This window comes from Promicromonospora sukumoe 327MFSha3.1, assembly GCF_000385135.1.
Classification (GTDB): Bacteria; Actinomycetota; Actinomycetes; order Actinomycetales; family Cellulomonadaceae; genus Promicromonospora; species Promicromonospora sukumoe_B.
Genome location: NZ_ARQM01000011.1, coordinates 561348 through 588342, shown reverse-complemented (window position 1 = coordinate 588342; position 26995 = coordinate 561348). Strand labels below are relative to the sequence as shown.

General features: G+C 72.3%; 21 protein-coding genes. 4 read left to right on the top strand and 17 right to left on the bottom strand.

Going from position 1 to position 26995, the window contains the following annotated elements:
- Positions 1–5: 5 nt before the first annotated feature.
- The 4 genes from H291_RS0116270 to H291_RS0116255 all read left to right on the top strand — a co-directional run bounded on the left by H291_RS0116270 (position 6) and on the right by H291_RS0116255 (position 4328).
- The gene (locus tag H291_RS0116270) at positions 6–1514 is read left to right on the top strand and encodes an MFS transporter (RefSeq protein ID WP_051109532.1); all 1509 of its coding nucleotides are present in this window, start codon (positions 6–8) and stop codon (positions 1512–1514) included.
- A gap of 124 nt (positions 1515–1638) precedes the next feature.
- Complete coding sequence (locus H291_RS0116265; RefSeq protein WP_051109507.1) at positions 1639–2475, top strand: class II glutamine amidotransferase; 837 nt, start codon at positions 1639–1641, stop codon at positions 2473–2475.
- A gap of 71 nt (positions 2476–2546) precedes the next feature.
- Positions 2547–3395, top strand: coding sequence for a MerR family transcriptional regulator (locus H291_RS0116260; RefSeq protein ID WP_020016071.1), 849 nt, complete (start codon positions 2547–2549; stop codon positions 3393–3395).
- A 45-nt stretch (positions 3396–3440) separates the two neighbouring features.
- Positions 3441–4328, top strand: a complete 888-nt coding sequence (locus H291_RS0116255; protein ID WP_020016070.1) for an aminoglycoside phosphotransferase family protein — start codon at positions 3441–3443, stop codon at positions 4326–4328.
- Between the two features lie 79 nt (positions 4329–4407).
- On the opposite strand, the gene H291_RS0116250 is transcribed toward H291_RS0116255, so the two are convergent.
- The 17 genes from H291_RS0116250 to H291_RS0116170 form a co-directional block, all read right to left on the bottom strand.
- Positions 4408–4902 (bottom strand): YajQ family cyclic di-GMP-binding protein, encoded by a 495-nt coding sequence (locus H291_RS0116250; RefSeq protein ID WP_020016069.1) that lies wholly within the window; start codon positions 4900–4902, stop codon positions 4408–4410.
- A gap of 130 nt (positions 4903–5032) precedes the next feature.
- A complete protein-coding gene (gene htpX, locus H291_RS0116245) occupies positions 5033–5956 on the bottom strand; it encodes a zinc metalloprotease HtpX (RefSeq protein ID WP_020016068.1) in 924 nt (307 codons plus the stop codon).
- Between the two features lie 133 nt (positions 5957–6089).
- Positions 6090–7487, bottom strand: coding sequence for an FAD-dependent oxidoreductase (locus tag H291_RS0116240; protein WP_026365824.1), 1398 nt, complete (start codon positions 7485–7487; stop codon positions 6090–6092).
- A 133-nt stretch (positions 7488–7620) separates the two neighbouring features.
- On the bottom strand, positions 7621–7854 hold the full coding sequence (locus H291_RS0116235; protein WP_020016066.1) for a hypothetical protein: 234 nt from the start codon (positions 7852–7854) through the stop codon (positions 7621–7623).
- Positions 7851–8600 (bottom strand): hypothetical protein, encoded by a 750-nt coding sequence (locus H291_RS0116230; protein WP_020016065.1) that lies wholly within the window; start codon positions 8598–8600, stop codon positions 7851–7853. Before H291_RS0116230 ends, H291_RS0116235 begins: the two co-directional genes overlap by 4 nt.
- The gene (locus H291_RS30460; protein WP_157237094.1) at positions 8597–9385 is read right to left on the bottom strand and encodes a hypothetical protein; all 789 of its coding nucleotides are present in this window, start codon (positions 9383–9385) and stop codon (positions 8597–8599) included. The genes H291_RS0116230 and H291_RS30460 overlap by 4 nt, the downstream gene beginning before the upstream one ends.
- Complete coding sequence (locus tag H291_RS0116220) at positions 9382–10449, bottom strand: WXG100 family type VII secretion target (protein WP_232216087.1); 1068 nt, start codon at positions 10447–10449, stop codon at positions 9382–9384. The genes H291_RS30460 and H291_RS0116220 overlap by 4 nt, the downstream gene beginning before the upstream one ends.
- Positions 10450–10614: 165 nt before the next feature.
- Entirely contained in the window at positions 10615–10899 is a 285-nt protein-coding gene (locus H291_RS0116215) for a WXG100 family type VII secretion target (RefSeq protein WP_020016062.1), read from the bottom strand.
- 112 nt (positions 10900–11011) lie between these two features.
- A complete protein-coding gene (locus H291_RS0116210; protein ID WP_020016061.1) occupies positions 11012–15487 on the bottom strand; it encodes an FtsK/SpoIIIE domain-containing protein in 4476 nt (1491 codons plus the stop codon).
- 1 nt (position 15488) lies between these two features.
- Entirely contained in the window at positions 15489–16187 is a 699-nt protein-coding gene (locus tag H291_RS0116205) for a hypothetical protein (RefSeq protein ID WP_020016060.1), read from the bottom strand.
- 43 nt (positions 16188–16230) lie between these two features.
- Positions 16231–17862, bottom strand: a complete 1632-nt coding sequence (locus H291_RS0116200; RefSeq protein ID WP_020016059.1) for a serine/threonine-protein kinase — start codon at positions 17860–17862, stop codon at positions 16231–16233.
- Positions 17863–17908: 46 nt separating this feature from the next.
- Entirely contained in the window at positions 17909–19600 is a 1692-nt protein-coding gene (locus tag H291_RS0116195) for an FHA domain-containing protein (RefSeq protein ID WP_020016058.1), read from the bottom strand.
- Position 19601: 1 nt separating this feature from the next.
- Entirely contained in the window at positions 19602–20441 is an 840-nt protein-coding gene (locus tag H291_RS0116190) for a PP2C family protein-serine/threonine phosphatase (protein ID WP_020016057.1), read from the bottom strand.
- Positions 20438–22189, bottom strand: a complete 1752-nt coding sequence (locus tag H291_RS0116185; RefSeq protein ID WP_084468172.1) for an RDD family protein — start codon at positions 22187–22189, stop codon at positions 20438–20440. Before H291_RS0116185 ends, H291_RS0116190 begins: the two co-directional genes overlap by 4 nt.
- On the bottom strand, positions 22189–24648 hold the full coding sequence (locus H291_RS0116180; protein ID WP_020016055.1) for a DUF3488 and transglutaminase-like domain-containing protein: 2460 nt from the start codon (positions 24646–24648) through the stop codon (positions 22189–22191). Before H291_RS0116180 ends, H291_RS0116185 begins: the two co-directional genes overlap by 1 nt.
- Positions 24645–25976 (bottom strand): DUF58 domain-containing protein, encoded by a 1332-nt coding sequence (locus tag H291_RS0116175; RefSeq protein WP_020016054.1) that lies wholly within the window; start codon positions 25974–25976, stop codon positions 24645–24647. Before H291_RS0116175 ends, H291_RS0116180 begins: the two co-directional genes overlap by 4 nt.
- Positions 25973–26947: an AAA family ATPase gene (locus H291_RS0116170; RefSeq protein WP_020016053.1), complete on the bottom strand. Its 975-nt coding sequence runs from the start codon at positions 26945–26947 to the stop codon at positions 25973–25975. The genes H291_RS0116175 and H291_RS0116170 overlap by 4 nt, the downstream gene beginning before the upstream one ends.
- Positions 26948–26995 lie beyond the last annotated feature (48 nt).

The following is a 26995-nucleotide window of genomic DNA, read 5'->3' as shown; positions in this document are numbered from 1 at the left end:
GAGACATGTCCCAGACTTCAACCCCCGCGACGGACCGTCGTCGCTGGATCACGCTCGTCGTGGTCGGGCTCGCCCAGCTGATGGTCGTGCTCGACGCGACCGTCGTGAACATCGCCCTCCCCTCCGCCCAGGCCGACCTCGGCTTCTCGGACGGCCAGCGCCAGTGGGTCATCACCGCTTACTCCCTCACGTTCGCGAGCCTGCTCCTGCTCGGCGGGCGCCTCTCCGACCTCATCGGCCGCAAGCGCACCTTCGTCGTCGGGCTCATCGGGTTCGCCCTCGCCTCGGCCCTGGGCGGCGCCGCGGGCTCCTTCGAGCTGCTCGTGGCCGCCCGTGCACTCCAGGGCGCCTTTGGCGCGCTGCTGGCCCCCACGGCCCTCGCCGTGCTCACCACCACCTTCACCGTCCCCCGGGAACGCGCCCGCGCGTTCGGCGTCTTCGGCGCCATCGCCGGGGCCGGCGGCGCCGTCGGGCTGCTGCTGGGCGGCGTGCTGACCGAGTCGCTCGACTGGCGCTGGAACCTCTACATCAACGTGCTCATCGCCGCGGTCGCCCTGGTCGGCGCGTCGATGTTCATCCCGCGCGTCGCCCGCAGCGGCCCGCGGCCGAAGCTGGACGTGCCGGGCACGCTGCTGGTCTCCGGCGCGCTGTTCGGGCTCGTCTACGGCTTCTCCAACGCCGAGACCGGCGGCTGGGACGCGCCCCTGACCTGGGGCCTGCTCACCGCGGCCGGCGTGCTGCTCGTGGCCTTCGCCTTCTGGCAGACGCGCGCGGCGCACCCCCTGCTGCCGCTGAGGATCGTGCTCGACCGGAACCGGGGCGCCGCGTACCTCTCGGTGCTGATCGCCGGCGCCGGCATGTTCGGCATCTTCCTCTTCGTCACGTACTACCTGCAGCTCACGCTCGGCTACACGCCGATCCGCACGGGCCTGGCGTTCCTGCCCATGATCGGCATGCTGATCCTCGCCGCCCAGCTCGGCACCAACCTGCTCGTGCCGCGTTTTGGGCCCAAGCTGCTCGTGCCGATCGGTATGACCCTGGGGGCGATCGGCATGATCGACCTGACGTTCCTGGACGCCTCGAGCACGTACGTCGGCCACGTCATGCCCGGCCTGATGGTCATCGGGTTCGCGATGGGCACGATCATGCCCGCCTCCATGCAGACCGCCACGCTGGGCGTGGACCGGGAGTTCGCCGGCGTCGCCTCGGCCATGGTGAACACGAGCCAGCAGGTGGGCGGCTCGATCGGCACCGCGCTGCTCAACACGCTGGCCGCCACCGCGGCGGCCGACTACCTCGCTGCCCACGCGCCGGTCACCGAGGCGGTCGCCGGCCAGGCCGCGATCGCCAGCTACTCGACCGCGTACTGGTGGGGCGCCGGGTTCTTCGCGGTCGGCGCGGTGCTGTCCGCGCTGCTGTTCCGCCGGCGCGGCCAGGGGCTGTCGCTCGGGCACCCGGCGCCCGCCGCGGCGTCGGACGCCGACCGCGTCGCGGAGCCGGTGAGCGTCGGCTGACCGGTCGGGTCGCCGTCACGGCCGGACGTCGTGCCGGCGACCCGTCGCCCGTCCGGCCTCACCCGATTCGGATGACGCGCGGCGGCGGCCCCCGGCGCATGCTGGCCCCGAGAGTGAGGTCGAGATGTGTCGTTGGCTCGCGTACTCAGGATCGCCCGTGCTCCTGGAGGATCTGCTCTACAAGCCGGAGAACTCTCTGGTGGTGCAGAGCAGGCACTCCCGGCTGGGCGCGGAGACCATCAACGGTGACGGCTTCGGCGTCGGCTGGTACGGCGCCCTGGAGGAACCAGGGATCTACCACAGCACCGAGCCGGCCTGGAACGACCGCAACCTGCGGGAGATCTCGGCCCACGCGGCCGCCGGGCGGGTCTTCGCCCACATCCGGGCCTCGACCGGCACGGACGTGCAGCAGGCCAACTGCCACCCGTTCCGGCACGGCCGCTGGCTCTGGATGCACAACGGGGGCATCGCCGACTTCCCGGCGGTGAAACGCGACCTGATGCTGGCCGTCGATCCCGCCCTCTACCCGGGCATCGAGGGGTCGACGGACTCCGAGCTGTTCTTCTACCTGGCCCTCACGTTCGGGCTCCAGGAGGACCCACCCGGGGCGGTGGCCCGCGCCGTCGGCCTCATCGAGGAGACGGGGCGACGCCACGGCGTCGAGCACCCGATCCAGATGACGGTGGCCACCACCGACGGCGAGACCACGTGGGCGTTCCGGTACTCCAGCATGGGCGAGTCCCGGTCGCTGTTCCACAGCACCGACGTCTCGACGCTCCGCCACCAGTACCCCGACAACCCCGTGCTGCACGGGATCTCCGACGACGCCCGGCTCGTGGTGTCCGAGCCGCTCGGGGACCTGCGCGGAGCCTGGCGAGAGGTGCCGGAGTCCACGTGCCTCGTCGTCCGCGGCGGCCGCGAGGAGCTGCGCGAGTTCTCGCCCACGCCGGCCCTCGGGTGACCGGAGTTGCACCTCACGTAGCGGGATGTGGTCCGGTGGACCTACGTCCCCCGTCGAGGAAGGCTCCACCCATGCACCCGTCCTTCGTCCCGCCGCGCCAGGTCAAGATCGGTGACGCCGCCGCCTTCGCCGGCACGACGCCGCGCGCGATCAGGCACTACCACGAGATCGGCCTGCTCCCCGAGCCCGAGCGGGGCGGCGACGACCGGCGCCGCTACGGCTACGAGGACATGATCCGGCTGCTGTGGATCCGCCGGATGGCGGACGCCGGGATCGCGCTCGACGACATCCGCGACGCCTTCGGCTCCGCCCCTGCCGGGCCCGACGACGACGGCATCGCGGCCGTCCTGGAACGGCTGGACGAGACCCTGGTCGCCCAGGAGGCAGAGCTGCGCCGGCAGCGGGCGGCCGTGCAGCGGATGCGCACCCAGGGCAGCCGGGCGGGCCTGCTGTCCGACGTCGTCACCAGTCGCCTCGCGGACCTGCCCGAGGGCGCCCTGCGCCAGGCGGACCTGGACACCCTGCTGGTCACCGAGCGGATCTTCGGGCCGCTGGGCGCGGCGGTGCAGGCCGGCCGGTTCCTCGTCCTGGCCGGCGACCCGGAGCTGCGGGCGGAGTCCGACCGGGTCGACGCCGCCGAGGAGGCGCTGGACGACACGGTCGCCGTCGACGACCCCCGGGTGGCCCGGGTGGCCGCCGAACGGCACGCGTTCGAACGAGTCCTGGGGGCCGCCATGGAGGAGGCCGGGCTGGACGAGCGCGACGACGCGCTCTTCGAGTCCTGGGACGCCGACCCGACCTCAGGCAGCGAGCCACGGTCCATGAGCGCGTTCGAGGCCGTCGGGAAGATGCCCTACGACTTCTCCCCGGCCCGGCTGCGCTGCATGGAGCTGGCGGTGGAGCTCGGGGCGCGCGACTGAGACGCGCCATCACCCGGGCCGGAGTCACCGGGCTAGGTTGGCGGGGTGCGCCTCGACATTCCTGAACAGGTCCGCAGGACGGTCATTGCCGACGGGAACGAATCCTGGCTGGACGAGCTGCCAGGTGTGGTCAACTCACTGGCCCACGAGTGGTCCCTGAGAATCGGCGCCAGCCTCGCGGGCGGTCACGTCGCCCTGGTCGTCGAGGTGACACAGGCTGACGGAACTCCGGCGGTCCTCAAGATCGGTGTGCCAGGTCGGGACATCGGGCCGGAGGCCAAGCTGCTGCGCCTTGCGGACGGAGTGGGCTGCGCCAGGCTGCTGGGCGAGGACGCGGATCGACGGGCTCTTCTGCTGGAGCGCCTCGGGACTCCGATGTACGACGTCGTGGCCGATCCTGTCAGCCGCCACAACCTGCTGTGCGATGTGGCGGTTCGTCTGTGGCGTCCGATCGGTCCCGACGTCGACCTACCAACCGGCGCGAACCTGGCTGAGCGGTACGCCGACCGGCTGCCGGCACTGTGGGAGCAGGCAGGGCGACCGTGTTCTCCGGCCACCGTGGCGGGCGCGCTGGAATGCATGAATCGTCGTCGCCTCGCCCACGACGACCGGTCCGCAGTTCTGGTCCACGGTGACATCCACGAGATGAACGCCCTGCAGGCGAGTGACGGCAGCTACAAGCTCATCGATCCAGCCGGGCTGCGAGCCGAACCGGCGTGCGACCTCGGCACCATCGTGCGCTGCAACCCGGACCTCGGCGATGACCTCTGCGCGCGGACCGAGCGGCTGGCATCTCGCACGGGCGTGGAAGCCACCGCCATCTGGGAATGGGGAACCATCCACCGAGTCTTCAGCGGCGTCTACGCGTGCAGCATCGGCTTTCAGCCGTTCGGCGAGCTGCTGCTGGCCGAGGCGGATCGCCTCACGGCATAGGCATCGGATCGTGCAGAGTCCTCGCGACAGGCCGGACGGGCGGCCACCGGACTCCCGGTGACCGCCCGTCCACCCGCCGTCAGCGGTAGTTCGTGAACTGCAGCGCGAAGTCCAGGTCCGAACCCTTGAGCAGGCTCTGCACCTCCTGGAGCTGGTCGCGCGACTTGCTGGTCACCCGGACCTCGTCACCCGTGATCTGCGTCTTGACGCCCTTGGGGCCCTCCTCGCGGATGATCTTGGTGACCTTCTTGGCGGACTCCCCCGCCAGGCCCTCCTTGAGGGTCGCCGCGAGGCGGTACTCCTTGCCGGACGGCTTGGGCTCGCGGTCGCCGAGCTCGAGCGCCTTGAGCGAGATGCCGCGCTTGACCAGCTTGGTCTCGAAGACGTCGAGGACGGCGAGCACGCGCTCCGACGAGTTGGCGACGAGGACGATGCTCTCGCCGCTCCAGGTGATCGATGCGCCGACGTTCTTGAAGTCGTACCGCTGCGAGATCTCCTTGGCGGCCTGGTTCAGCGCGTTGTCGACCTCCTGGCGGTCGACCTTGCTGACGATGTCGAACGACGAGTCGGCCATGTGTGGTGCTCCTTCTGCGTAACACCCGGGCGCCCCTGCACGCCCGGTCGGAATCTGCTCACCGTATCCGCACCCGCCGACCGCGACGAACGCTTTGCGCGGGTGAGGTGCGGACGGCGGGCGGGTGGGCTCAGAGCATCCCGGGCGGGGTGCCCCAGTCCGGGCCGGACGTCGGGCCGCCCGGGTTGTAGCCGCCGTCGGGGCCGCCCGCCATGGCCTCGAGCCGGCGGATGCGGTCCGGCATCGGCGGGTGCGTGGCGAACAGGCGGCCGATGCCGGCGCCGCGGAACGGGTTGGCGATCATCAGGTGCGACACGTTGGTCAGGTCGCGGTCCTGCGGCAGCGGGGCGCGCTGCGTGCCCTGCTCCAGCTTGCGCAGCGCGGACGCGAGCGCGAGCGGGTCGCCCGTCAGGCGGGCGCCGTCCTCGTCGGCGTCGTACTCGCGGGTGCGGGAGATCGCCATCTGGATGAGCATGGCCGCGATCGGGGCGAGGAGCGCCATGGCGAGCGCCGCGAGCGGGTTGCCGCCCTCGCGGCGGTCGCCGCCGCCGAAGAAGAGCAGGAACTGCGCCAGGGCCGTGATGACGCCGGCGAGCGCGGAGGCCACCGACGACGTCAGGATGTCGCGGTTGTAGACGTGCATCAGCTCGTGGCCCAGCACGCCCCGCAGCTCGCGCTCGTTGAGCAGCCCGAGGATGCCCTCGGTGCAGCACACGGCGGCGTTCTGCGGGTTGCGGCCGGTGGCGAACGCGTTGGGCGCCTTGGTCGGCGAGATGTAGAGCCGCGGCATCGGCTGGCGTGCCGCCGTGGAGAGCTCGCGCACGATGCGGTGCATCTCCGGCGCCTGCAGCTCCGTGACCGGGTACGCGTGCATCGCGCGGATCGCGAGCTTGTCGGAGTTCCAGTATCCGTAGGCCGTGGTCCCCAGCCCGATGAGCACGAAGATCCACAGCAAGCCCGACTTCGCCCCGAAGAGCGCCCAGAGCCCGAGGATCACGGCCCACATGCCACCGAACAGCGCGGCGGTCTTCAGCCCGTTGTAGTGCCTGTGCATCGCACTCCTTTCCTCCCACCCGAACGCGCCAGCCCGGCCCCGGGTTCCCCGGCGGGCCGGCGCCCCACCGACAACTGTGCCCGGAAGACCTGAGTCTTCCGGGCACGGTTGCTGGACGTCCGCGGTGAGCAGCCTACGAGCGGCGGCTGATGGTGACCATCTCGTCGCGCGGGACGACCTTGATCCGCTCACGGCCGACGGCCTCGCCGAGCGCCCGCTCGTGGGCGTCCAGGAGCTCCCAGCCGGACCACTCGATGTAGTCGACGCCCTTGCCGGCGAGGAACTCGGTGACGGCCTCCGTGGTGCCCTGCGGGGCGGTGCGCCCGCCCGTCAGGTCGCCGGGCGCCTCGCCGTCCGCCACACCGGTGACGTCCTCGACGAGGTGCCGGATGGTCTCCGACGCGTCGGACTTGGTGTGGCCGATGAGGCCCACCGGGCCGCGCTTGATCCAGCCGGTCGCGTACACGCCCGGGACCTGGTTGCCATCGATGTCGACGACGCGGCCCTCGCGGTTGGTGATAACGCCCTTGACGTCGTCGTACGGGATCTCCGGCAGGGAGGAGCCGAAGTAGCCGACGGCGCGGTAGACGGCCTGCACGGGCCAGTCGGTGAACTCGCCGGTGCCCTTGACGGTGCCGTCGCCCTGCAGCGCGGTGCGCTCGGTGCGGAACCCGACGACCTTGCCGTCCTCGCCGAGCACCTCGGCCGGGGCGTGCAGGAAGTGCAGGTGCAGCCGGCGCGACGCCGTGTTCTGCGCGGGGTCCTTGAGCGTCCAGTCGACCAGGGTCTTGACGACCTGCTTGGTCTGGTTGGACGAGTTGATCGCCGCCTCGGAGCCCTCGTCGAAGTCGAAGTCCTCCGGGTACACGACGATGTCGACGTCGGGCACGTGGCCCAGCTCGCGCAGCTCCAGCGGAGAGAACTTGACCTGCGCCGGGCCGCGGCGCGCGAACACGTGCACGTCCGTGACCGGGGACTTCTCCAGCAGCTCGTGCACGTTGGCCGGGATCTCGGTGGGCAGCAGGTCCTTCGCGTGCTTGGCGAGGATGCGGGCCACGTCGAGCGCCACGTTGCCGGCGCCGATCACGGCCACCTGCTGGGCCTCCAGCGGCCAGGTGCGCGGCACGTCGGGGTGGCCGTCGTACCAGGACACGAAGTCGGCGGCGCCGTACGAGCCGTCCAGGTCGATGCCCGGGATGTTCAGCTCGGCGTCCTTGATCGACCCGGTGGAGAAGATCACCGCGTCGTAGAACTGGCGCAGGTCCTCGAGCTTCAGGTCCACGCCGTAGTCCACGTTGGCCAGCAGGCGGATGTCTCCGCGGCTGAGCACCTTGTGGAGCGCGACGATGATCTGCTTGATGCGCGGGTGGTCCGGGGCCACGCCGTAGCGCACGAGGCCGAACGGCGCCGGCAGGCGCTCGAACAGGTCGATGCTCACGTCGAGGTCGGTCTTGGACAGGATGTCGCTCGCGTAGATGCCGGCGGGGCCGGCGCCGACGACGGCGACGCGCAAGGGTCGGGTGGTGCTCACGAAGGGGGCGCCTTCCGGTCGAGGACAAGGGAAGCGAAGGCCGCTTCCGATTCTACCGACCGGGTAAGGCCCACCTCACCCCAGGTTCAGGGGGTGGACGTGGGGTTCCTGTGAGAATCCTCGCGTTCCGGGCTCAACGCCCCTCTTCGCGCTCCCGCTGGACCTTGGCGGCACGACGACGGAGGTTGGCGCGCTCGGCCGCCTGGTCCAGCGCTCCGTACCCCGCGAAGCCGAGTGCGAGCAGGCCCAGCAGGCCGGCGATCACGGCGACGGGGATGAGGTCGACCGACTTGGCGAAGACGACCACGCCGAAGAGCCCGAGGCCGATCCAGAGGGCCCACCGGATGACGGTGCGCTCCTCGCTCACGAGGCACGCTCCAGCGCCGCCACCAGCCGAGGCACCTGCGTGGCGGCGTCGACGGGCCGGCCGCTGATCCGCACCAGCGGCAGCACCTGCTGCGAGAGACCGGCCACGGGCTGGCCCAGGTCCAGCAGGGCGGACTCCAGGGCACCAACCAGGCGGTCGGGCTGCCGCCAGGTGCCGAACCACCACACGACCCGCTCGCGACGCGCGGGGTCCTCCGCGCGGAACGTCCCGGCGGCGTCGACGTAGCTCCGCTGCGCGACGGGCCCCAGCGCGGCCACGAAGGCCACCCCGTTCCAGGCCCACACCGCGGTGCGGCCGGTGGTCAGGCGCGTGCGGCCGCGGAGCATGTCGGCGAGCTTGAAGCCCGGGCGAACCGCGGTGACCGAGTCGACCTCGAACCGGTCGAACGGCACGACGCGCGGCTTCAGGCCCGGCGCGAACGAGCCGATGAGCAGCCCGCGGTCGAGCACGACCACCTTCTCCGCCCCCATGTACCCGAGGACGATCCAGCCGATCACCACCCAGGCCGGGATCAGCACGACCGCGCCGACGATCCCACCGGTCCCGAGAGAGATGACCACCGTGAAGAGCACGGCGACCCCGACGGCGACCCACCACGCGGTGGGCGACGGCGGGTTGGCCTCGACATGGCGGATGCCGCCGAGCTCAGGGAGCTCGGCGGCGATCCTGCGGGCCTTGCGGGGGACACGGTCCCCGGTGACCGAAGTCGTTCCCGCAGCACTCATGCGGCGAGCAGCTTCCCGGGGAGGCCGCGGACGACGCCCGCCCCCACCTCGGTGAGCACCAGGCGGTCGTCCACGCCGTCGCGCAGGTCGCCCTGCACCGTGAACACACCGCGCGGGCCCGAGTACACGGTCACGTTCCGGATCGTCTCGACGCCGGCCTTGGCGACCGACACCACGGTGACGGTCAGGGCCTCGGCGAGCTCGGGGAGGTTCGGCGCGGCGGCCTCGAACTCCGGCACCGTGAACGTGCGCGGCTTGCCGGCCATGATCGCGGCGGACGTCGGGTCGAGGTACTGCTCCAGCCGTTCACCGAGGAAGGCCTCGGGGTACACCGAGAAGGTGTGGTGGCCACTGGTGGCGACCTCCTCCTCCAGGATCCCGTAACCCTCGTGCACGTAGCAGAACACCCAGTGCCGACCGAGGGTCGTCACGCGCTCCGCGGAGATGATCGCCTGGGCGGTCCGGCGCAGCACCAGCGTGCCGGTCAGCTCGGGGATCGCGTCGATCCCGATCTCCTCGCCCTCACCGCGGCTGGCGGGCACCACGTAACCCTGGCCGAGGAGCGCGCGGAGCGCCACCTTGCCGACGAGCTCCTTGTCGACGTCGCCCTGCGCGTCGAGCCACGGGAGCGGCGTGGGCTGGAAGGCCTGGACGCCGTCGAGCACCATGACCTGCTCGTCGGTCAGGTTCACGATCCCGACCGGCTTCCCTTCCTCAGCACGCCCGAGCACGGCGATGGCCGCCTCGTAGTCCGCCTTGGTGAAGTTCATCGTCTGCCCGCTCAACTGAACAGCCCTCCTACGAAGTCGCCGGCGGCCGAGAGGCCGTCGCCGACCGCGTCGCCTACGTCGGATACGACATCCCCTGCCGCGTCTGCAATGTTACCGACGGCATCGCCTGCCGCGTTCCAGCCGTCGCTGATGGCACCGGTCGTCGCGTTCCAGGCGGTGCTCGCCGCGCCAGAGATCGAGTCCCAGTTGTCGTACACCAGGTTGCCCAGGGCCCAGGCACCGGCGACCACGCCGGCGCCGACGGCGATGCCGACGCCCACGGGGCCGAGCATCGCCGCACCGCCGAGGGCCATCGCGATACCGCCCGCACCGCCGATGACCGACAGGCCACCCATGACCCGGTCGACGCCGCCTCGGACGCCGTCGTACTGGGTGTTGAACATCTGGTTGAACCCGCCGATCACACCGAACACGCCGCCGGCGGTGCCCGCGAACCGCGCGATGTTGCCGGCGGAGCTCGCCAGGCCGACCATGCCGCTCATCTTGCCGATGAGACCGAAGTCCTCCGCGACGCCGATACCGGCCGCGGTCCGGCCCACGAGGCCACCCGCGCCACGGAAGACGTCCGTCGTCGCGTCGGCGATCTTCGCCGCGTCGCCGAGGCGGGTCGCCGACAGCAGCCCCGCCAGTGCGGGTCCGGTCTTGATCGCCTTCGTGGCGGCCAGCGCGAACCCGATCCCCTTGGCACCGAGCATCCCGGCCAGGCCGAGACCGCCCCAGTTGAAGCCGCTGTCGCTCGCGCCGGCGACGTCGGTGCCGCCGGTGCCACCGCCGATGCCGGAGTAGTCGCTCGACGTCTGCTCCTGCGCGTCGGCGTTGGACCGCACCTTGCCGGCCACCTCGCCCAGCGCGGCCGCCGTCTCCCGGAGCCGCACGAGGTGGCTGCCGCTCCACTCCTGACGGAAGCCCTCGGCGTCCGGCCCGCTCCAGCCACTGTCCTGCGGGACTGCCGACTCCACGACGGTGACGATGTTCTCGAGCCTGTCGCTACCCTCGTCAAACTTGTCCGCAAGCAAACGCAGCGCCTCGATATCGGCGCCGACCATTCCCCCGCTCACTTGGTTCTCCTCACGTCCCGCCGGTGACGGCGTCGGGCCTCGCCTGGGTACAACCGAGAATTCTTTTGTCCTTACGACTCAAGGGGTGCGGGCCGTAGTCGGTCCCGCACCCCTTGGTACCGGCCCCTGTGCGGGGCCTGGCCTCTGGAAGAGGCTCGAGCTCGATCAGTACGCGCTCGAGGTCTCGTCCTGCATCTGAGCGTTGTTGTCGGCCGTCGTGCCGTACTGCTCGAGCGCCGCGGCGATCTCGTTGAGCTTGGCGGCGTGGGTGCCGTCCCACTCCTCCTGGAACTGCACGGCGTCCTGACCGTTCCACTGGGTCTGGGCCATCTGGCTCGTGATCGTCGTCACGACCTGACGGACGCCCTCGGCCTGGGTACGGAGCGTGTTGGCGAGGCTCCGGACTGCCTCGACATCAAGACCGAAAACGTTGCCACCCTCTGCGACCATGTCAAGCTCCTTTGTCTGTGGCTGCCCCCTCGGACAACCTCCGTCTCTGCGACGTCACGAACTATTCCATGGCCCGTGACGCGGTGGAATGGGGAGGACTCCCCATGCCCCGTCACCCCGGGAGGGCGACGTGGATCTTGGTTGCGCGGCCCGCCGTGACGAGGAACCCGCGCCCCGGCGGGAAGTCCTTGCGGCGGATGCGGCCGAGCGGGGTGTTCATGAGCGTCTCGCCGTCCGAGTCCCCCGGGGTCAGGAGGAGGCCGTTGCGGCCGGACTTGAACGGGCCCGCGAGCGTGAACGCCTTGCTCCAGGTGGACGACTCCGACTCACCGATGACGAGCTGGTCCTTGCGGGACGCGAGCTTGACGAAGGCCTCCATCGGCTTCTCCGCGGGCGTGCCCGTGAGCTCGGTGTAGTTCTCGATCATCACGGTGAGAGTACCCGGGGCGAGCCGATCGCTCTCGAGGGCCGCGGTGAGGTCCTTGAGGGTCTCGACGATCTCCTCGGGGCTGGGCGCCGACATGTCCCAGAGGTCCATGACGGACAGGCTCGACCGACGCGACGAGAGGTACACAAGCCGCCCGCTGCCGGCCCGGCGCAGGGCCGTCGCCAGCGTCACGAACGCCGTCGTGCGGCCCGAACCGGGCGGGCCCGCGAGCATGAGCGGGCCACGCATCGGCAGGCCGATCGGGGCGATGTCCAGGTCCCGCAGGCCGATCGTGGCCAGCTCCGCCGAGCGCTGGGGCAGCTGCTCCAGCGTGAACGACTCGGGCAGCCGCTCGACGCCGGGGGCCTGGGGCACCCCGCCGACCGAGCGCATGGTCTGCTCCAGGCGCGCGAGCTCGCGCGACTGCACCGCACCGTTGGAGTCGCCGCCGAGCACGGCGATCTGCGCCTCCTGGCCGTACATGATGGCCCGGCCCGGCGCGGACGCCGGGGTCAGGACGTCCTTCGGGACGTTCAGCATCACGTAGTCGTCCTCCTTGGCCATGCGGTGCACGATCCGCTTCTGGACCGTGGAGGCCAGCGACGGCGGCACGGAGACGGCGCGGTCGCCGCTCATGACGAGGTGGATGCCGACGGGGCGGCCGTCGGTCGCGAGCTGCGTGAACGTGCCGAAGATCGAGAAGCCGCGGGCCGTGATGTTCTCGTAGGCGTCGCGGAACGCGCCGATACCGTCGACGAGCACGATGATGCGCGGCTCGTCGGGCTTGTTCGCCAGGCGGCGGTACTCCTCGATCGTCGAGGCGCGTACGGCGGCGTAGCGGTCGGCCCGCTGGTCCAGCGTGTCGCGCAGACGGCGCAGGAGGCGGCCCACGCGCTCCTCGTCGTCACCGGCGATGATCGCGCCGACGTGCGGCAGGTTCTCCAGCATCGACAGACCGCCGGAGCCGCAGTCGATGCCGTAGACCTGCACGGGGCCACCGCGGTGCGTCAGGCCCGCGGAGACCGCGATGGTGCGCATCGTGGTGCTCTTGCCGGTGCCACCGGTGCCGTAGATGGCGAGGTTGCCGTCGCTGTCCGGCTCGTAGTGCACGGTCGGCTGGGCCTGGGCCGGCGGGTTGTCCAGCACGCCGAGGACGAGCTGGGAGTCGGTGCGCCGGTTGGGCAGCAGCGCCAGGTCGTACGTGGGCGCCAGCTCGGGCAGCCACGGCTTGCGGGGCGTCGGGACGCCGGCGTCGTTCGCCGCGCGGCGGATCGTGCTGACCACGCGCGCGATGTCGTTGGGGCCGGGGTCGCGGTCCTCGATCACCTCGGGAGCGGGCAGCTCCCAGCGGCGGCCGGTGCCGAAGTCCATCTCCTCGATGTCCAGCGAGGAACGTTCCGGCTCGTCCGTGGTCCAGCCACCGGCGTAGCCCGTCTGGAAGGTGGTGAGCCGGCCAGGGCCGGTCTTCGCGGCGCCGCGACCCGGGATCGACGGCGAGAAGTGCGCCGCCATCTCGTCCCCGAGCACGTCCTTGGAGTCGTGCTCGTCGGCCATGCGCAGGGCGATGCGCAGGTTCGTGTTGGCGCGCAGGTTGTCCTTGATGACACCGGCGGGGCGCTGCGTCGCCAGGATCAGGTGCAGGCCGAGCGAGCGGCCACGCTGGGCGACGTCGACGACGCCGTCCACGAACTCCGGGACCTCGCCGACCAGGGCCGCGAACTCGTCGACCACGATGATCAGGCTGGGCGGCGCCTCGGGGTCGCCCGTGCGCTCCAGGGACGCCAGGTCCTTGGCCTTCTTCCGGTTCAGCAGGTGCTCGCGGTAGTGCAGCTCCGCGCGCAGCGAGGACAGCGCGCGCCGCACGAGGTGCGGCGACAGGTCCGTCACCAGGCCGACGGTGTGCGGCAGGTTGACGCAGTCGGCGAACGCGGCGCCACCCTTGTAGTCCACGAACAGGAACGTCACGCGGTCGGGGCTGTGCGCGGCCGCCATGCCGAGCACCCAGGACTGCAGGAACTCCGACTTACCGGCACCGGTGGTACCGCCCACGAGGGCGTGCGGGCCCTGGGTGCGCAGGTCCAGGTGGAACGGCTCGACGCCGTCGTGCCCGACGAGCGCGCGCAGGTTGGTCGGGGTCTTGCGCCGGACCGGCGGCGAGCCGTCGCGCGGGGTGAGGGACAGGTTCTCCCGCCACCGCTCGATCACACCGCCCGCGTCCTTGCCGAGCCCGGTGCCGGCCAGCGACAGGTAGGAGACCGCGCGCGGCAGGTCCGACTCGTCGTCGGTGGGCGCGCCGATGTCGATCACCGGCGACAGGATGCGGGCCACCTCGCGCGCGGTGCCGAGGTCGGCGACGTCGCAGCGCACCGGGTAGGCGAGCTGGCCGTAGTGCACCTCACCCGTCATCGCGCCGTTGTCGGTGGAGTTCGGGTCCAGGAGCACGAAGGTGCGGCAGGCCGCGGGGAGCTGCTCGACCGTGGGCGCGATCCAGACCACGTGGACGCCGGCGGCGGCGCCGTGCTCGATCAGGCGGACGAGCCGGGCCCGCTCGACCGGGGCGTCGTCCTCGACGAGGACGACGACGGACGGCAGCACGGGCGGGGGCGGCGGGTCCTTGCGGTCCTTCTCGGCGTCGAGCTCGCCCACGAGAGCCGCGTTGCCGTCGAGGTTGGCGCCCCGGGCCTCGACGAGCTCCTCGAGCCGGGTCAGCAGGGAGATGCCCGACGCCGGGTCGTCGGCCAGGTGGTCCGACGCGCCGAGCGGGCTGTGCGGCGAGCCCGTGTGGGGCAGCCACTCGAGCCACTCCCAGTCGGCCCGCGAGCGCGCGGAGGTGAGCGCGGTGACGACGAGCTCGGCGGGCGAGTGGAGCGCGACGAGCTGCAGCAGCACGGAGCGGCCCACCGGCTCGACCACGCCGCTCGGCCCGGCGATGCCGACGTTGCCGCCGTGCCGGAACCCGGCGCCCATCGGCACGTCGTGGATGGTGAGGCACTGCTCCTGGAGGTCCAGGACCCGCTGCCAGTGCTCGGGGATCGCGTCGTTCTCGCGCGGCTCGTCGAACAGGGTGCGGGCGGGGCCCGAGCCGAGCCCGAACCGCACCGAGAGGAAGCCGCGGTGCTCGGGGCGGTGGGTCCACATGAGCCCGCCGAGCCGGCGCACGGCGTCGAGGGACTCCGCGAGGGAGGGCAGCTCCGCGAGCCGGACGGCGCGCTCGACGGCGTGCGTGCGGTCGATGCGCTCCGACGTCGCGACGACGGCCTGCTCGAACTGCTCGGACGCCTCCTTGAACTGCTTCTTGCCGAAGATCTTCCGGTCCATCCACATCCCGAACATCATCACCGGGCTCATGAACATGAAGATCAGCGAGATCGGGTTGCGGGTGACCGAGTACATGACGGCGCCCATCGCCATCGGCGCGAGCATCATCAGCCACGGCAGGCGCTGCGGCTGCGGGGGCTTGGGCGGCTTGGGCGCCTTGATCTTGATCTCGCCGAACCGGGTGACCACGCGCGGCGACCGGTTGAACTCGACGACCGGGCTGGTCGGCGCGATGTTCGTCGACCGGTGCAGCGCCACCACGGACAGCGTGGTCTCGCCGAGGGTCACGGTGTCGGACGACGTCAGCACGGCGCGCGTCATCCGCTTGCCGCCCATGACGAGGCCGTTGGCCGAGGCGAGGTCGTGCAGCTCGATGGACTCGCCCACGACCACGCGGGCGTGCCGCTTGGAGACCTGGCCGTCCTGGAGGCGGATGTCCATGCCCCGGTCGCGGCCGATGTAGGACGTGCCGACCGGCAGCGGGAAGTCGCGCCCGGCGTCGGGCCCGTCCAGGACGCGGAGCTGCGCGACGGCGGTGCCGCGGTCCTGCCCCGGGTTCACGAACTGGTCGGAGACCCGGACGATCGAGACCACGGACCCGGAGCGCAGGCCCGCCTGGACCAGGTCGCTCGTGGGGGTCAGCACGCGACCGCTGGTGAAGCTGGTCGATCCGTCCCCGACCACCTGCAGGGACAGGTTCTCGGGCGCCGGGGCGCCGTTGCGGGTGGGGTCGCCCGAGAAGAGGGCCTCGGCCACGTCGCGCACCGTCGCGGTGGCGTCGGCGGTGACCGCGACGTTCACGCCGGACTCGTCGGGTCTGTTCAGCGTCAGCTTGATGCGCACGTCAGGCGTCGTCCTTCAGGTCGAGAAGTGGAAGGTCTGCGGGGGTCACCAGGCGGGAGGCGACCGCGTACTCGACGAGCCGGGCACGCCGGTTCGTGGCGAGCACCCCGGGGCCGCCGCGCAGTCCTTTGACGCCGATGCGGTCGAGCTTCTCGCAGACGTTGTCGAGCTTGCGGTTGAACCGGGTGGTGGCCCAGCCCAGCCGGCGAGCCGCGTCCGCGCTGGACGGGATCTCGCTCAGGCCGGTGCCCTCGCGGCGCAGCATGGGCTCGGCGAGCACCACGATGAGCTGCTTCTGGCTGGTGGTGAAGCTGATGGCGCCGATGGTGGTGGCGCCGGTGTCGGGGTCCTCGGAGCGGACCTCGTGGTACGGGGCGTCCGTGAGCTGAGCGGTCAGCTCGTAGGTGGTGGGGCCGGCCGTGAAGACGATCGAGGTGGTGGGGAAGACGATGGGCAGGCGGTGGCCGGGCGGCAGCCACGACTGCACCCCGCCGCCCGCGTCGCACACCGTCGCGGAGATCAGGGAGCCCACGTTGGACAGCCACCAGATCCCGTCCTCCTGCGTCAGGCGCAGGAAGCGACGGTGCAGGTAGGGGTTGTCGTCGATCGCGAGGTCGCCCTCGCGGCCCACGTCGAACCCGTCCGCTGCCTGCGCAGGGTCGAACCACTCGCCACAGAACTCCAGCGCGAGATCGCCCACGTCGTCCTCTCCCCCTGTCAGCCGGCCGACCGGCCGGTGTCCGTCAGTCGAGCTCGACGCACTGCTGCGCCGGCTGCGCCGAAGGCTTGCCCGCACGCACCACGACGACCTCGAGGCACGTCTTCTCACCCTGGAGCCGGGCCACGGTCACGGTGGTTCCCACAACGGGCTCGTAGCGGCTCTGCTCGGTGGCCGACAGCACACGGTACCCGTACTCGTCGCCCTCCTCACTGGATTTCGGCGGCTGCCAGGTGAAGACGGCGTTCTTGCCCTCTGCCTTGCCCTCCAGGTCACGGACCGGGGGCACGTACCCGACGCCGGGCGCGGGGGGCGGGTCGCCGGCGACCGTCGCGGTCTGCTCCGTCTCGGGCTCCCCGGCGCCGGGCTTCAGCGCGATCCAGCCCACGACGAGGACGGCCACCAGCACCACGGCGCCGGCGATCAGCGCCACGGTGCTCCACGGGGACGACTTCTCGGGCTCGGCCGCCAGCGGCTCCTCCGCGGGGGCCTCGGGCCCGCGCGTGCGGTGCACGGTCTCCTCGACGGCCGGGGTGTTCCACCCGACCGCGGCCACCGGCACGTCGACGGCGGGCACCGTCGTCGACCGGCCAGGCGCGGTGCCGCCCTGGGGCGCCCAGCCGGACGTGCCCTGGGTGCCCTGCGTGGCGGGCGCGAAGCCGCCCGACGACGTCCCGCCCCCGGCGAACGACTGCGCGGGAGCAGGTCGCTGCCCCGGGTCGATCGCCGTGACGTTCTTCAGCCGCGTACCGTCTTCGTCCTCTTCCTCCTCCGCGACCGCACCGGTCTCGTCGAGGAGGTCGATGGGGGTCATGTCGCGCGCCAGGCCCACCTGGACCTGCTGCAGCGCGCGGGCGAACGCCAGCACCGACGGGTAGCGCGAGGACGGGTGCTTGGCCATCGCGATGCGGAGAACCTGCTCCAGCGACGGCGGCACGTCGTTGCGCCCGATGGGCGGCAGCGGCGCCTGCTCGATCCGCGCGACCAGGTCGGCCGACGTGTTGGAGCCGCCCGGCACCTCGAACGGCGTGCGCCCGGCCAGCAGCGTGTAACAGGTGGCGGCCAGCGCCCAGACGTCCGTCGTCTTGCCCGCCACGGGCGGGTCGCCGAACGACTCCGGCGGGGACCACGGGATGGACATGCCCTCCGCGGCGGAGGCCTGGTCGACCGTCGACGAGATGCCGAAGTCGGTGAGCGCGGGGTGCCCGAACTGCGTCACCAGGATGTTGGCGGGCTTCAGGTCGCGGTGCAGGATGCCGAGCCGGTGGGCGGTCTCGACCGCGCCGGCGATCTGGATCGTGGTGCGCAGCGCCTCGGCCAGCGAGAAGCGCTCCGACCGGTACCGCGCGCCCAGGTTGGGGCGCGAGCAGTACTCCATGGCCAGGTACGGACGGCCGTCGTCGGCGACGCTCGCCTCGTACATGGTCACGATCGAGGGGTGGTTGCCCAGGACCGCCATCAGGTCGGCCTCGGAGTCGAACGCGACCCGCTGGGCGTCGCTCGCGTGCTCCTTGAGCAGCACCTTGACGGCGACCTGCCGCTTGGGTCGCTGCTGCTCGTAGAGGAACACGTCCGAGAAGCCGCCGGAACCGATCAGCTTCTTGTACTCGAACCCGGCGATCTGAGGCGGCGCGGAAGGCGCCCGCTTGCTGCTCACAACACTCCTTCTTCGATGGTGGAGGGGGACTCGTCCGTCGAGGCCCTCACCAGATGCCCTCGAACGTCAGGGTCGCCCCGTCGCCCAGGTCCACGACGTCGCCCTCGACCACGATCACCTTCTCGTTCGGGTGCAGCCGCCGGGGCTGCTGCCCCGGGCGCAGGAGGGTGGTCCCGTTGGTGGTCGCGAGGTCCGCGACCAGCACGTGCCACTCCTCGAGGGTGATCTCGACGTGCGACCGCGAGATGTCCTGGTCCGGGCTGGCCACGGTGACCAGGCGCGGCGTGCGGTCCGCCGACGCGTTGTTGGTGCGCGGACGCCGGCCGACGACGACCGGGCGGTCCAGCTCGACGACCTGCGGGCCCCCGATGCCGGGCTGCACGCCACCGGTGACGAGCATCTGCCCGAGCGACGGGCGCGGCACCTGCTGGGCGTCGCCGCCGAGCTCGGCGCCGCAGGCGCGGCAGCGGTCGTGCGTGGGCGGGTTGGGGTGCCCGTCGGGGCACAGGAGGCCCAGGATCTGCGGCCCGCCCGGCAGGATGCCCGCCGAGAACTTGGGCACGACGGCGCCCGCGGCCTTGCGGAGCGCGGCGATGTCGGACGACATCATGGTCTGGCCGTCGTGGTCGTCCAGGGGCACGTCGTCGGCCGGGGAGTCCCCCACCGAGGCGGCCCGCTGCGCGGCGCCCGGCGTCACGCCCGGGGGCGGCTCCGCCGGGCTCAGCGTGCTGGGCGGGGTCCAGCCGCCCGGGATCCCGGAGATCAGGGAGTCGCCGGCCGGCTCGGGCTGCACCGGCGGTTCCGGCACGGGCGGGGGCGAGGGCACGGGCGGCGGGGCGGGCGCCGGCTCCGCGGCCGCCGCCTCCTCCTCGGCCTCGTCGTCGTCCTCGCCCTGCCGCACCGCGGCGTCCTCGACCCGGCGCATCACGGTGTCGCCGAAGAGGTGGCCGTAGTCGTCGTCGGCGCCGAACTGGGTGGCCTCGTCGACCTCGGTGCGCGGCGCCTCGGGGGCGCTCACGGTGCCCAGGCCGAGCAGCGGGGCGGGCTCGGGGGCGGCGTCGGGCTCGGGCCTCGCGTCCGGACCGGGCTGGTCGGCCGGCTCCGGCTTCGCGTCGGGCTCGCCGCCGAGCAGGGGCACGTCGAGCGCGCCGGGCACGATGGTCTCGCCGGACGGCTGGCCGCCGAACCCGAAGATCGGGACACCACGCACGGGCGCGGGGGCCGGCTCGGCCTTCGCCGCCGGGACCTCGACCGGGGACGCCGGGAGCTCGGCCGCCTGGGCGGTCTCGACCAGCGTGCGCCGCAGGGCGCTCGCCCGCACCACCGCGGCCTGCACCGGGTACTCCTCGTCGGCGGGCGCCTCGTCGGTGGTGACGGCGAACGACGTCGGGCCGTCGACGACGCGCTCCGACCACGTGACGACGCCGGCACCGGTCACCTCGACCGGGCCGCCGGCGCCCTCGGCGCTCACCACGACCTTGACGCCGGTACCGCGGACGGCGACGTGCGCCGCCGTCGCCGGCTCGCCCCCGGAGAGCGAGACCACGGCGAACGGCGGCGTCTCCGCCAGGCCGCCGGCGGCCAGCACACCGAGGGTCGCGGCGACCCCGCCGTCCGGCCCCTCGAGCGCCGTCCAGAGCGCGTCGACGACGCCGGCGGGCGCCGGCCCGGGCAGCACGACCACCGTGTTGTTGCGGACCACCACCCGCGCGGAACCCTCGCTGTAGTGCACCGTCATGTCAGACCCCCTGGGTTCTTGCTTCGTGCTCTTCTCGCGGCAGGGTGTCCTCGTCCATCTCCGCCCCCGCCCGTGGCGCTGTCGACGAGCCTAAGGTCTCGTGGTCCACGCCGGTCACGTCGACCACGACCACCGTGATGTTGTCCCGGCCACCGGCCTGGATCGCGGCGTTGACCAGGTGCCCGGCGGCTCGCTCCGGGTCCGGCTGCTCCAGCAGGATCGTCGTGATCTGCTCGTCGGTCAGCTCGCCCGTGAGGCCGTCGGAGCAGACCAGCACGCGGTCGTGCAGCGTGACCGGGATGTACCGGAAGTCGGCGCGGACGTCGTCCTGGGCGCCGAGGGCCCGCGTGATGACGTTCCGCCGCGGGTGGATCCGGGCCTGCTCCATCGTGATGGTGCCCGCGTCCACGAGCTCCTGCACCTCGGAGTGGTCCACGCTCACCTGCGTGAGCACCCCGCCCGAGAGGATGTAGGTACGCGAGTCGCCGACGTTCACGAACAGCCAGTACGGCACGTCCTCGCGCTCGTCGACCAGCACGCCCGTCAGGGTGGTGCCGGGCGCGTTGCCCGAGTCCGTCTCGATGGCGCGGACCCGCTGCTGGGCGATCTCGAGGAACGCCTCCACCAGGGCAGGCTCGACCTTGTCGATGTCGGCGAGACCGCTGAGCGCGGCCAGCGCCTCCGCGCTGGCCACCTCGCCCGCCTCGTGGCCGCCCATGCCGTCGGCCACGAAGAACACCCGGCCGGTGGCCAGGTACCCGTCCTCGTTGAGGGACCGACGACGACCCTGGTGCGAGGCCGCACCCCAGATCGTCGTCAGCCCCTGCTCCTGCTGGGTCATGCCCTGGACTCGTCGGCGTGCACGACCAGACGGCGGTCCCCGACGTGGATGGTCGAGCCGACCGGCACCCGGACGCGCGCGCCCGGCTCCGCGACCTGCGGCGAGCGGCCCGGCGCCGAGACGACCGTGCCGTTCGTGGACCCGCGGTCCGTCAGCCACAGCCCCGCGGAGTCCACGCCGAGCTCGGCGTGGTTCTTGGACACCGACCGGGTCGGGTCGTCCACGCGCACGAGGATGTACCCCGTACCACCGGTCGCCTGCGGGTTGCGGCCCACCAGCGCGGGGCCGTCGATGACGCGGCGCTCGCCCGACTCGAGCTCGATCGCCACCGTCACGGTGGCGGCGGGCTCGAGGATGGGCGCCTGCATCCGCGTGGCGTCCGAGAACTCGTCGGACTGCGGCGGCAGGGTCGGCGCCGACTGGGCCGGCTGGGCCGGCGTCGGCTGGACGGGTGCGGGCTGGACCGGCGCCGGCTGGGCCGGGGCCGGCTGCGCGGGCGCACCGGGCTCCTGACCCGCGGGCCAGGTCTTGGTCGGCCAGGCCGAGCCGGGCTGCTGCGCCGGCTGCTGCTGAACCGGCTGCTGGACCGGCTGCTGGACCGGCTGCTGGACCGGCTGGGCCGGCTGCTGCTGCGCGGGCTGCTGGTACGGCTGCTGCTGATAAGGCTGCTGCTGCTGAGCCGGCTGGGCCGGCTGCTGCTGGACCGGCTGCGCGGGCGGAGCGCTCGGCGTGCTGCCCGGGATGCCGGTGATCAGGCTGTCGCCACCCCCTGCCGGGGCGCCCTGGGCGGGTGCCTGCGGGAACGCCCACGGGTCGGGCGCCGCGACGGCCGGCTGCGCCGGGGCCTGCTGGCCCGCGGGAGACAGCGGGGGCAGCTGCGGCGAGCCGTACTGCCCCTGGGCGGGCGCGGCCGGCGCGGCGGGCCGCACCGCGGGCTTGCCCGGGGCCCGCGGGCCGGCCGCCACCGGAGTGAGGCCGGTGCCGGGGACCTGCGGGGCGCGGATGTCGATGACGACCGACCGGGCCGCCTTGTCCTGCCAGCCCTGCATCTTGCCGCCCTTGTCCCAGAGCGGGCTGAGCAGCACCACGATCTGGCCGACGACGAACACCACGGAGCCCGCGGCGAGCACGAGCACGCGCAGCAGCTCGCGGACGAACCCGATGGGCCCGCGGTCCTCGGCGGACACGGTGCGCAGCCCCATCGCGGAGTTGCCGATGGTGCGGCCGGTCCGGGACTCCCAGATCCACATGGACAGCTGGAACAGGAACGCGACGAGGCCACCGAGGAGGTAGACCCGCATCACCTGGGCGGCGATCTCAGCCCTCTGCTCCTGCGATATGACCACGAGGCCCGACGGGATGTCGATCAGCGCGATGCCGACGGCCGCCACGATGCCCACGAGCACACCGGCGATGGCGCCGTCGATGAGCCAGGCCACGAACCGCTTGCCGACACCCGCGTAGGGCGCCACCAGCGGCGGCGGCACGGACCCCGCCTTGGGGATCTGCGTCGCCGTGTACACCTCCACCTCGGTGGTGATCGGCGGCCGGCTCTCCACCAGCGGCACCGAGCCCGAGCCGTTCCGGGCGGCGGCGGCCGCGGCCGCCGCCTGCACCTGTCCCTGGGGCACCTGGGCCGGCTCGGCGACCGGACGCCCCGTACGCGGGAACTCCCGTCCGCACGCGGCGCAGAACGGCGCACCCGCTCGCTGGGTCGACCCGCAACCAGCGCAGACCACGTCCGTCATCAGCTCTCCTTCTTCCGCCGGGACCCGAGTCCCCCGAGTGCCGCGAGGACTCCGCGACCACCGCCCACACGCGCCCAGACGGACCGCAGCGACAACGCCGCGCGCACCCTCCGTCGCGTACTCAGGTTGGAGCGTAGACCGCCCACCAGCTCGTCCACCTCGGCCCAGAACGAGTCGACGTCCGCCTGGGTCGGCTCACCGCGCCCGAAGACCGACGCGTCCGCCCGGTGGGCGAGCGTGAGGGTCGAGGGGACCTGGTGCGCACCGGCGATCACGCCGGCACCCTCGCGCCGGGTCGCGCCCGGCGGGACGGTCGTGCCGAGGTCGGTGACGACGTCGACCACCTCGTGCCAGCCGCCGCTGATCCGGTCGGCGGGCTGCTCCGCGGTGCGGCGGGCCGTACGACGCCGGGCCTTGTAGGCCAGGATCGCGATGATCGGGCCCGCGATGACGAGCAGCGGGATGCCCACGGCGAGCAGGATCAGACCGAGCAGGCCCCAGTCGAAGGGGTCGTTCTCGGCGTCGTCCTTGTTGTCGTCCTCGACGCTGCCGGCCTTCGCCTTGTCCGGCTCCTCCGGCGGCTCCGGGTCCTGGAGCACCGGCGGCTTGGGCACCTGCTCGCTCTTGGGCTCCGGCTGGATCTGGGGCTTCTCGTCCGGGACGGCGTCGATCGGCACCCAGCCGTACTCCTTGTAGGGCACCTCGATCCAGGCGTGCACGTCCTCGCCGCGCACCGTCCAGGGCTCACCCTCCTGGTAGTCGCTGTCCTTGTCGGGGTAGAAGCCCATGACCACGCGGGCCGGGATGCCGGCCTGCCGCGCCATGAGGGCGAGCGCGACGGCGAACTGCTCGTCGTCACCCACCATCTTCTCCTCCTCGACGAGCGTGTCGATCCGCTCCGCCGAGTGGCCCGGACGCGACGGCACCTCGCCGTCGAGACCGCTGGACAGCACGCCCGAGGCCTGCAGGGCGTCCCGGATGTAGAACAGCTTGGTCGCGGGGTCGGTCTCCTCGCCCGTGAACTGCGTCGCCTTGGCGGGCAGGCCCGCCGGCATCGCGGTCGGCTCGGTCTCGGGCAGGTCAGCGTCGCTGATCTCGGACTTCTTGAGGACGTCCTCGTCCGGCGTCTCGGGCATGAGCACGTTCAGGCGGTACGTGTCGCCCTTCTTGATGCCCGCGGTGGTGATCGCGGTGAGCGTGTCCCGGTTGTAGTAGGTGCCGTCCGTCTGCGCCTCGGCGTTCGCGCCGCTCCACTCGATGCCGGTGAGCTTGCCGATCTCCGGGACCCAGACGCCGCTGTACCCCGAGACGGTGATGTCGATCGGCGTCGGCGTGACGCTGGAGCCCGTCGCGATCTCCTCGCCGACGCGCGTGTACACGCCGGTGTCGCCGCCGTCGCCGGCCGCGTCGTAGACAACGCCGTCGTAGCGGTCGAGGGTCGCGAGCCGCACGCGGGCGCCCTCGGGCAGGTCGCTCACCGTGAACAGCTCGTCCTCGCGGGCGTCCTTGGCGTAGTGCCGGAACGCGACCAGGGGGCTGGTGAACTGGTGGATGTCGAAGGGCGGGACGATCTCCTCGCGGAGCACCGTGCGGGGCTGCCCCGGCATGATGATCGGCGCGGTGAAGCCGGCGGCCAGCGCGGCGACGCCCAGGATCGTGGCGCCCGTGCGGACGCGGTGCCAGCGCAGACGGCGCGTGGCCTCACGGCTCGCCTCCGTGGAGATCGAGTGCGTGCCGACGCGCGCCTCCATGACGCGCACGGCGCCCCACAGGAGCGCGGCGATGGCGATCACGAGGCCCTGGACGATCGGCATGGCGGGGTCGACCGTGCCGAGCAGGATCACGCCGACGAGGGCCACGATGATCGGCACCACGGCCCAGACGGCGTGCTTCGCGCGCCAGGCGATGGTGCCCGCGACCAGGGACACGATCAGCATGAGCAGGAACGGGACCACCCCGAGGTCGGGGAACGACCGCATGGGGGGCGTGGTGGTGATGAACTGCTTCCAGCCCTGCACCGAGCCGAGCAGCAGCTCGCGCACCGTGTCCAGGGTGGGCACGACACCGGCGATGGTCGTGTGCGGCAGGGCCAGCGCGCCGCCGAACAGGACGTAGGCCAGCACGGCGAGCGCGGTCACGACGACGGCCGGGAAGCGGCGCCAGGCGCCCACCCAGGCCACGGCCAGGCCGACGACGACGCCGCCGACCGTGGGCAGCAGGTAGCCGAGCGAGCCCCAGACCGGGCCGAAGCCGACGGCGACGGCCCCGAGCATCACGACGAGCGCCGCGACGTCGACCAGGGCGAACCTGGTCAGCGCGCGCGGCTGCTCGGCTTCCCTGCGGCGGGTGGTGCCCCGGCCGGTGCCGGTCCGGTACCCGGTACCGGTGCCGTAGGGCGGCTGGTTGCCCTGCGCGGCCCCTCCCCTCGGGAGGTTGCCACGGGTGTTCTCGTCACTCATGCGTCGCTCATCTTCTTCAGCGCAAGGGGCAGGTCGCCGAGGCGGCCCAGGGTGAGCACGCCCAGCTCCGCGATGGAGTGCCGGCCGAGGGAGGCCCCCGGCACGCACTGGATGGCCATGACCTGCACGCCGGCGGGCACGCGGGCCGACGCCGCGCGCAGCTCGGTGGGCGTGACCATGCTGCCGACGATGAAGGAGATCACCGAGAAGTCGGCGGCGGCCATGCTCGCGGCACGGGCGAGGTCCACCAGCTTGGACTTGCGGGACACCATCTCGATCCGGGAGAGGTCGTCCAGCAGGCGGGTGCGGTGGTCACCGTGCAGCGTGGCCTCGTTGACGAGCACCGTCACGCCGCGGTCCTCCTTGATGGCCTGCAGGCCCAGGGAGCCGCACACGCTCACGGCGAGCTCGAACTCGTCCTCGTTCGCGTAGTCCTCGGCGCGCGTGGACAGCAGCACCGCGAGGTGCGAGCGCCGGGTCTCCTCGAACTGGCGCACCATGATCTGACCGGTGCGGGCCGTCGTCTTCCAGTGGATGTGGCGGCGGTCGTCGCCCGGCACGTAGTCGCGCAGCGCGTGGAAGTTCACGTCGGCGTTGGTGATGTCGTTGGTGACGCGGCCCTCGAGGTCCTTGAGGAACCCCGTCGACGAGCCCGTGAGGTTCTTGACGCGCGGGTGCACGAAGACCTCCTGCTCGTTCGTCCACGTCATCTCGCGGCGCAGCAGACCCAGGGGGTCGGCGCGCACGGACTTGACCGGGCCGACCGTGATGACGCTGCGGCGCCGGGTCGGGATCGTGAAGATCTCCTCGTGCGTGCCGCCGCCCTTGAGCCGGGGCACGGGGAAGGCCGCCGTGCCGGTGCCGACGGGGAGCTCCATCACCGACGGCAGCAGCGGGCGGTTCGACGCGTTGCGCACGTCGAGGCGCCCGACGGCGCGGTCGCCGACGGTCACGCGCGCCTGCGCCAGGTCGAGCACGACGTCGTACTTGAACCGGCCGAGCACGAACACGATGGCGCACAGCAGCGTCACCGTGAGCACGATCGCGGCCACCAGCAGCTCGAGCCAGCCGAGCGTCAGCGCTGCGATCCAGGCACCGGCCGCGACCAGGGTCACCGCGATGCCGAACGTGCTGAACGTGCGGCGGACCGGCGCGAGCGTGCGACCGGCCGCCGCCGCCCGCGTACGGGCGCCGGCGGCGAAGGTCACCCAGCCGCGCCGGCCGCGCTGCGCCTGCGCCCGGCCCGCCGCGACGACGCCGGCGAGACCGGTCGGCTTCTCCTGACGTTTCCCGTACCCGGTACCGGACGCCATGCCCGAGGTCGTCATGCCGAGGCCCGCTCCTGCGGCGCGGCGACGTCGGCCATGATCCGGGCCAGCACGACGTCGGGGCGGGCGCCCGCGAACTCGGCCTCCGGGTCCAGCACGAAGCGGTGGGCCCAGACCGGCTGCGCCAGCTCCTTGATGTCGTCGGGCAGCACGTAGTTGCGGCCGTGCGCGGCGGCCCACACCTTGGCGCAGCGCACCAGGGCCAGCGCACCACGGACCGAGACGCCGACGCGCACCTCGTGCGCGTTGCGGGTCTCCTCGGCGAGGCGGGACACGTACTCCAGCACCGCGGTGTCGGTGTGCACGGTCGCGGCGAGGTCGGCCATCTCGGTGACGGCCTTGGTGGTGATGATGGGCTGCAGGGTCTTGCTGCGGTCCTTGACCGAGGCGCCCGACAGGATCTCCACCGTCGAGGCGTGGTCCGGGTAGCCCACCGACGTCTTCATCAGGAAGCGGTCGAGCTGGGCCTCGGGCAGGCGGTAGGTACCGGCCTGCTCGATCGGGTTCTGGGTCGCGAGCACCATGAACGGGCGGCCGGTCGTGTGGGCGACGCCGTCGACGGTGACCCGGCCCTCCTCCATGACCTCCAGCAGCGCGGACTGGGTCTTCGGCGAGGCACGGTTGATCTCGTCGGCCAGCACGATCGAGGCGAAGATCGGGCCCGGATGGAAGTCGAACTTGCCGGTCTTCTGGTCGTAGATCGTCACACCCGTGACGTCGGAGGGCAGCAGGTCCGGCGTGAACTGGATGCGGTTGTGCGTGCCCTGCACCGACGCCGCGATCGAGCGGGCGAGCATGGTCTTGCCGGTGCCGGGGGCGTCCTCCAGCAGCAGGTGGCCCTCGGCGAGCATGCACGTGAGCGCCATGCGCACCACCGGCGCCTTGCCCAGGACCGCCTGGCCGACGTTGCCGACGAGCCGGTCGAAGGTCTGGGCGAACCAGGCCGCCTGCTCAGGGGTCATCGTGGTCATCTCGTCTATCCCTACTGCTCGTTACTGCTCGTTCGTCGGGTGAAATCT

Bases quoted from the DNA above. Each gene is read 5' to 3' on its own strand.
- H291_RS0116270 (WP_051109532.1), top strand. From the start codon at position 6: ATGTCCCAGACTTCAACCCCCGCGACGGACCGTCGTCGCTGGATCACG.
- H291_RS0116265 (WP_051109507.1), top strand. From the start codon at position 1,639: ATGTGTCGTTGGCTCGCGTACTCAGGATCGCCCGTGCTCCTGGAGGAT.
- H291_RS0116260 (WP_020016071.1), top strand. From the start codon at position 2,547: ATGCACCCGTCCTTCGTCCCGCCGCGCCAGGTCAAGATCGGTGACGCC.
- H291_RS0116250 (WP_020016069.1), bottom strand. From the start codon at position 4,902: ATGGCCGACTCGTCGTTCGACATCGTCAGCAAGGTCGACCGCCAGGAG.
- htpX (WP_020016068.1), bottom strand. From the start codon at position 5,956: ATGCACAGGCACTACAACGGGCTGAAGACCGCCGCGCTGTTCGGTGGC.
- H291_RS0116230 (WP_020016065.1), bottom strand. From the start codon at position 8,600: ATGAGTGCTGCGGGAACGACTTCGGTCACCGGGGACCGTGTCCCCCGC.
- H291_RS0116215 (WP_020016062.1), bottom strand. From the start codon at position 10,899: ATGGTCGCAGAGGGTGGCAACGTTTTCGGTCTTGATGTCGAGGCAGTC.
- H291_RS0116195 (WP_020016058.1), bottom strand. From the start codon at position 19,600: ATGACGGTGCACTACAGCGAGGGTTCCGCGCGGGTGGTGGTCCGCAAC.
- H291_RS0116190 (WP_020016057.1), bottom strand. From the start codon at position 20,441: ATGACCCAGCAGGAGCAGGGGCTGACGACGATCTGGGGTGCGGCCTCG.
- H291_RS0116185 (WP_084468172.1), bottom strand. From the start codon at position 22,189: ATGACGGACGTGGTCTGCGCTGGTTGCGGGTCGACCCAGCGAGCGGGT.
- H291_RS0116180 (WP_020016055.1), bottom strand. From the start codon at position 24,648: ATGAGTGACGAGAACACCCGTGGCAACCTCCCGAGGGGAGGGGCCGCG.
- H291_RS0116175 (WP_020016054.1), bottom strand. From the start codon at position 25,976: ATGACGACCTCGGGCATGGCGTCCGGTACCGGGTACGGGAAACGTCAG.
- H291_RS0116170 (WP_020016053.1), bottom strand. From the start codon at position 26,947: ATGACCACGATGACCCCTGAGCAGGCGGCCTGGTTCGCCCAGACCTTC.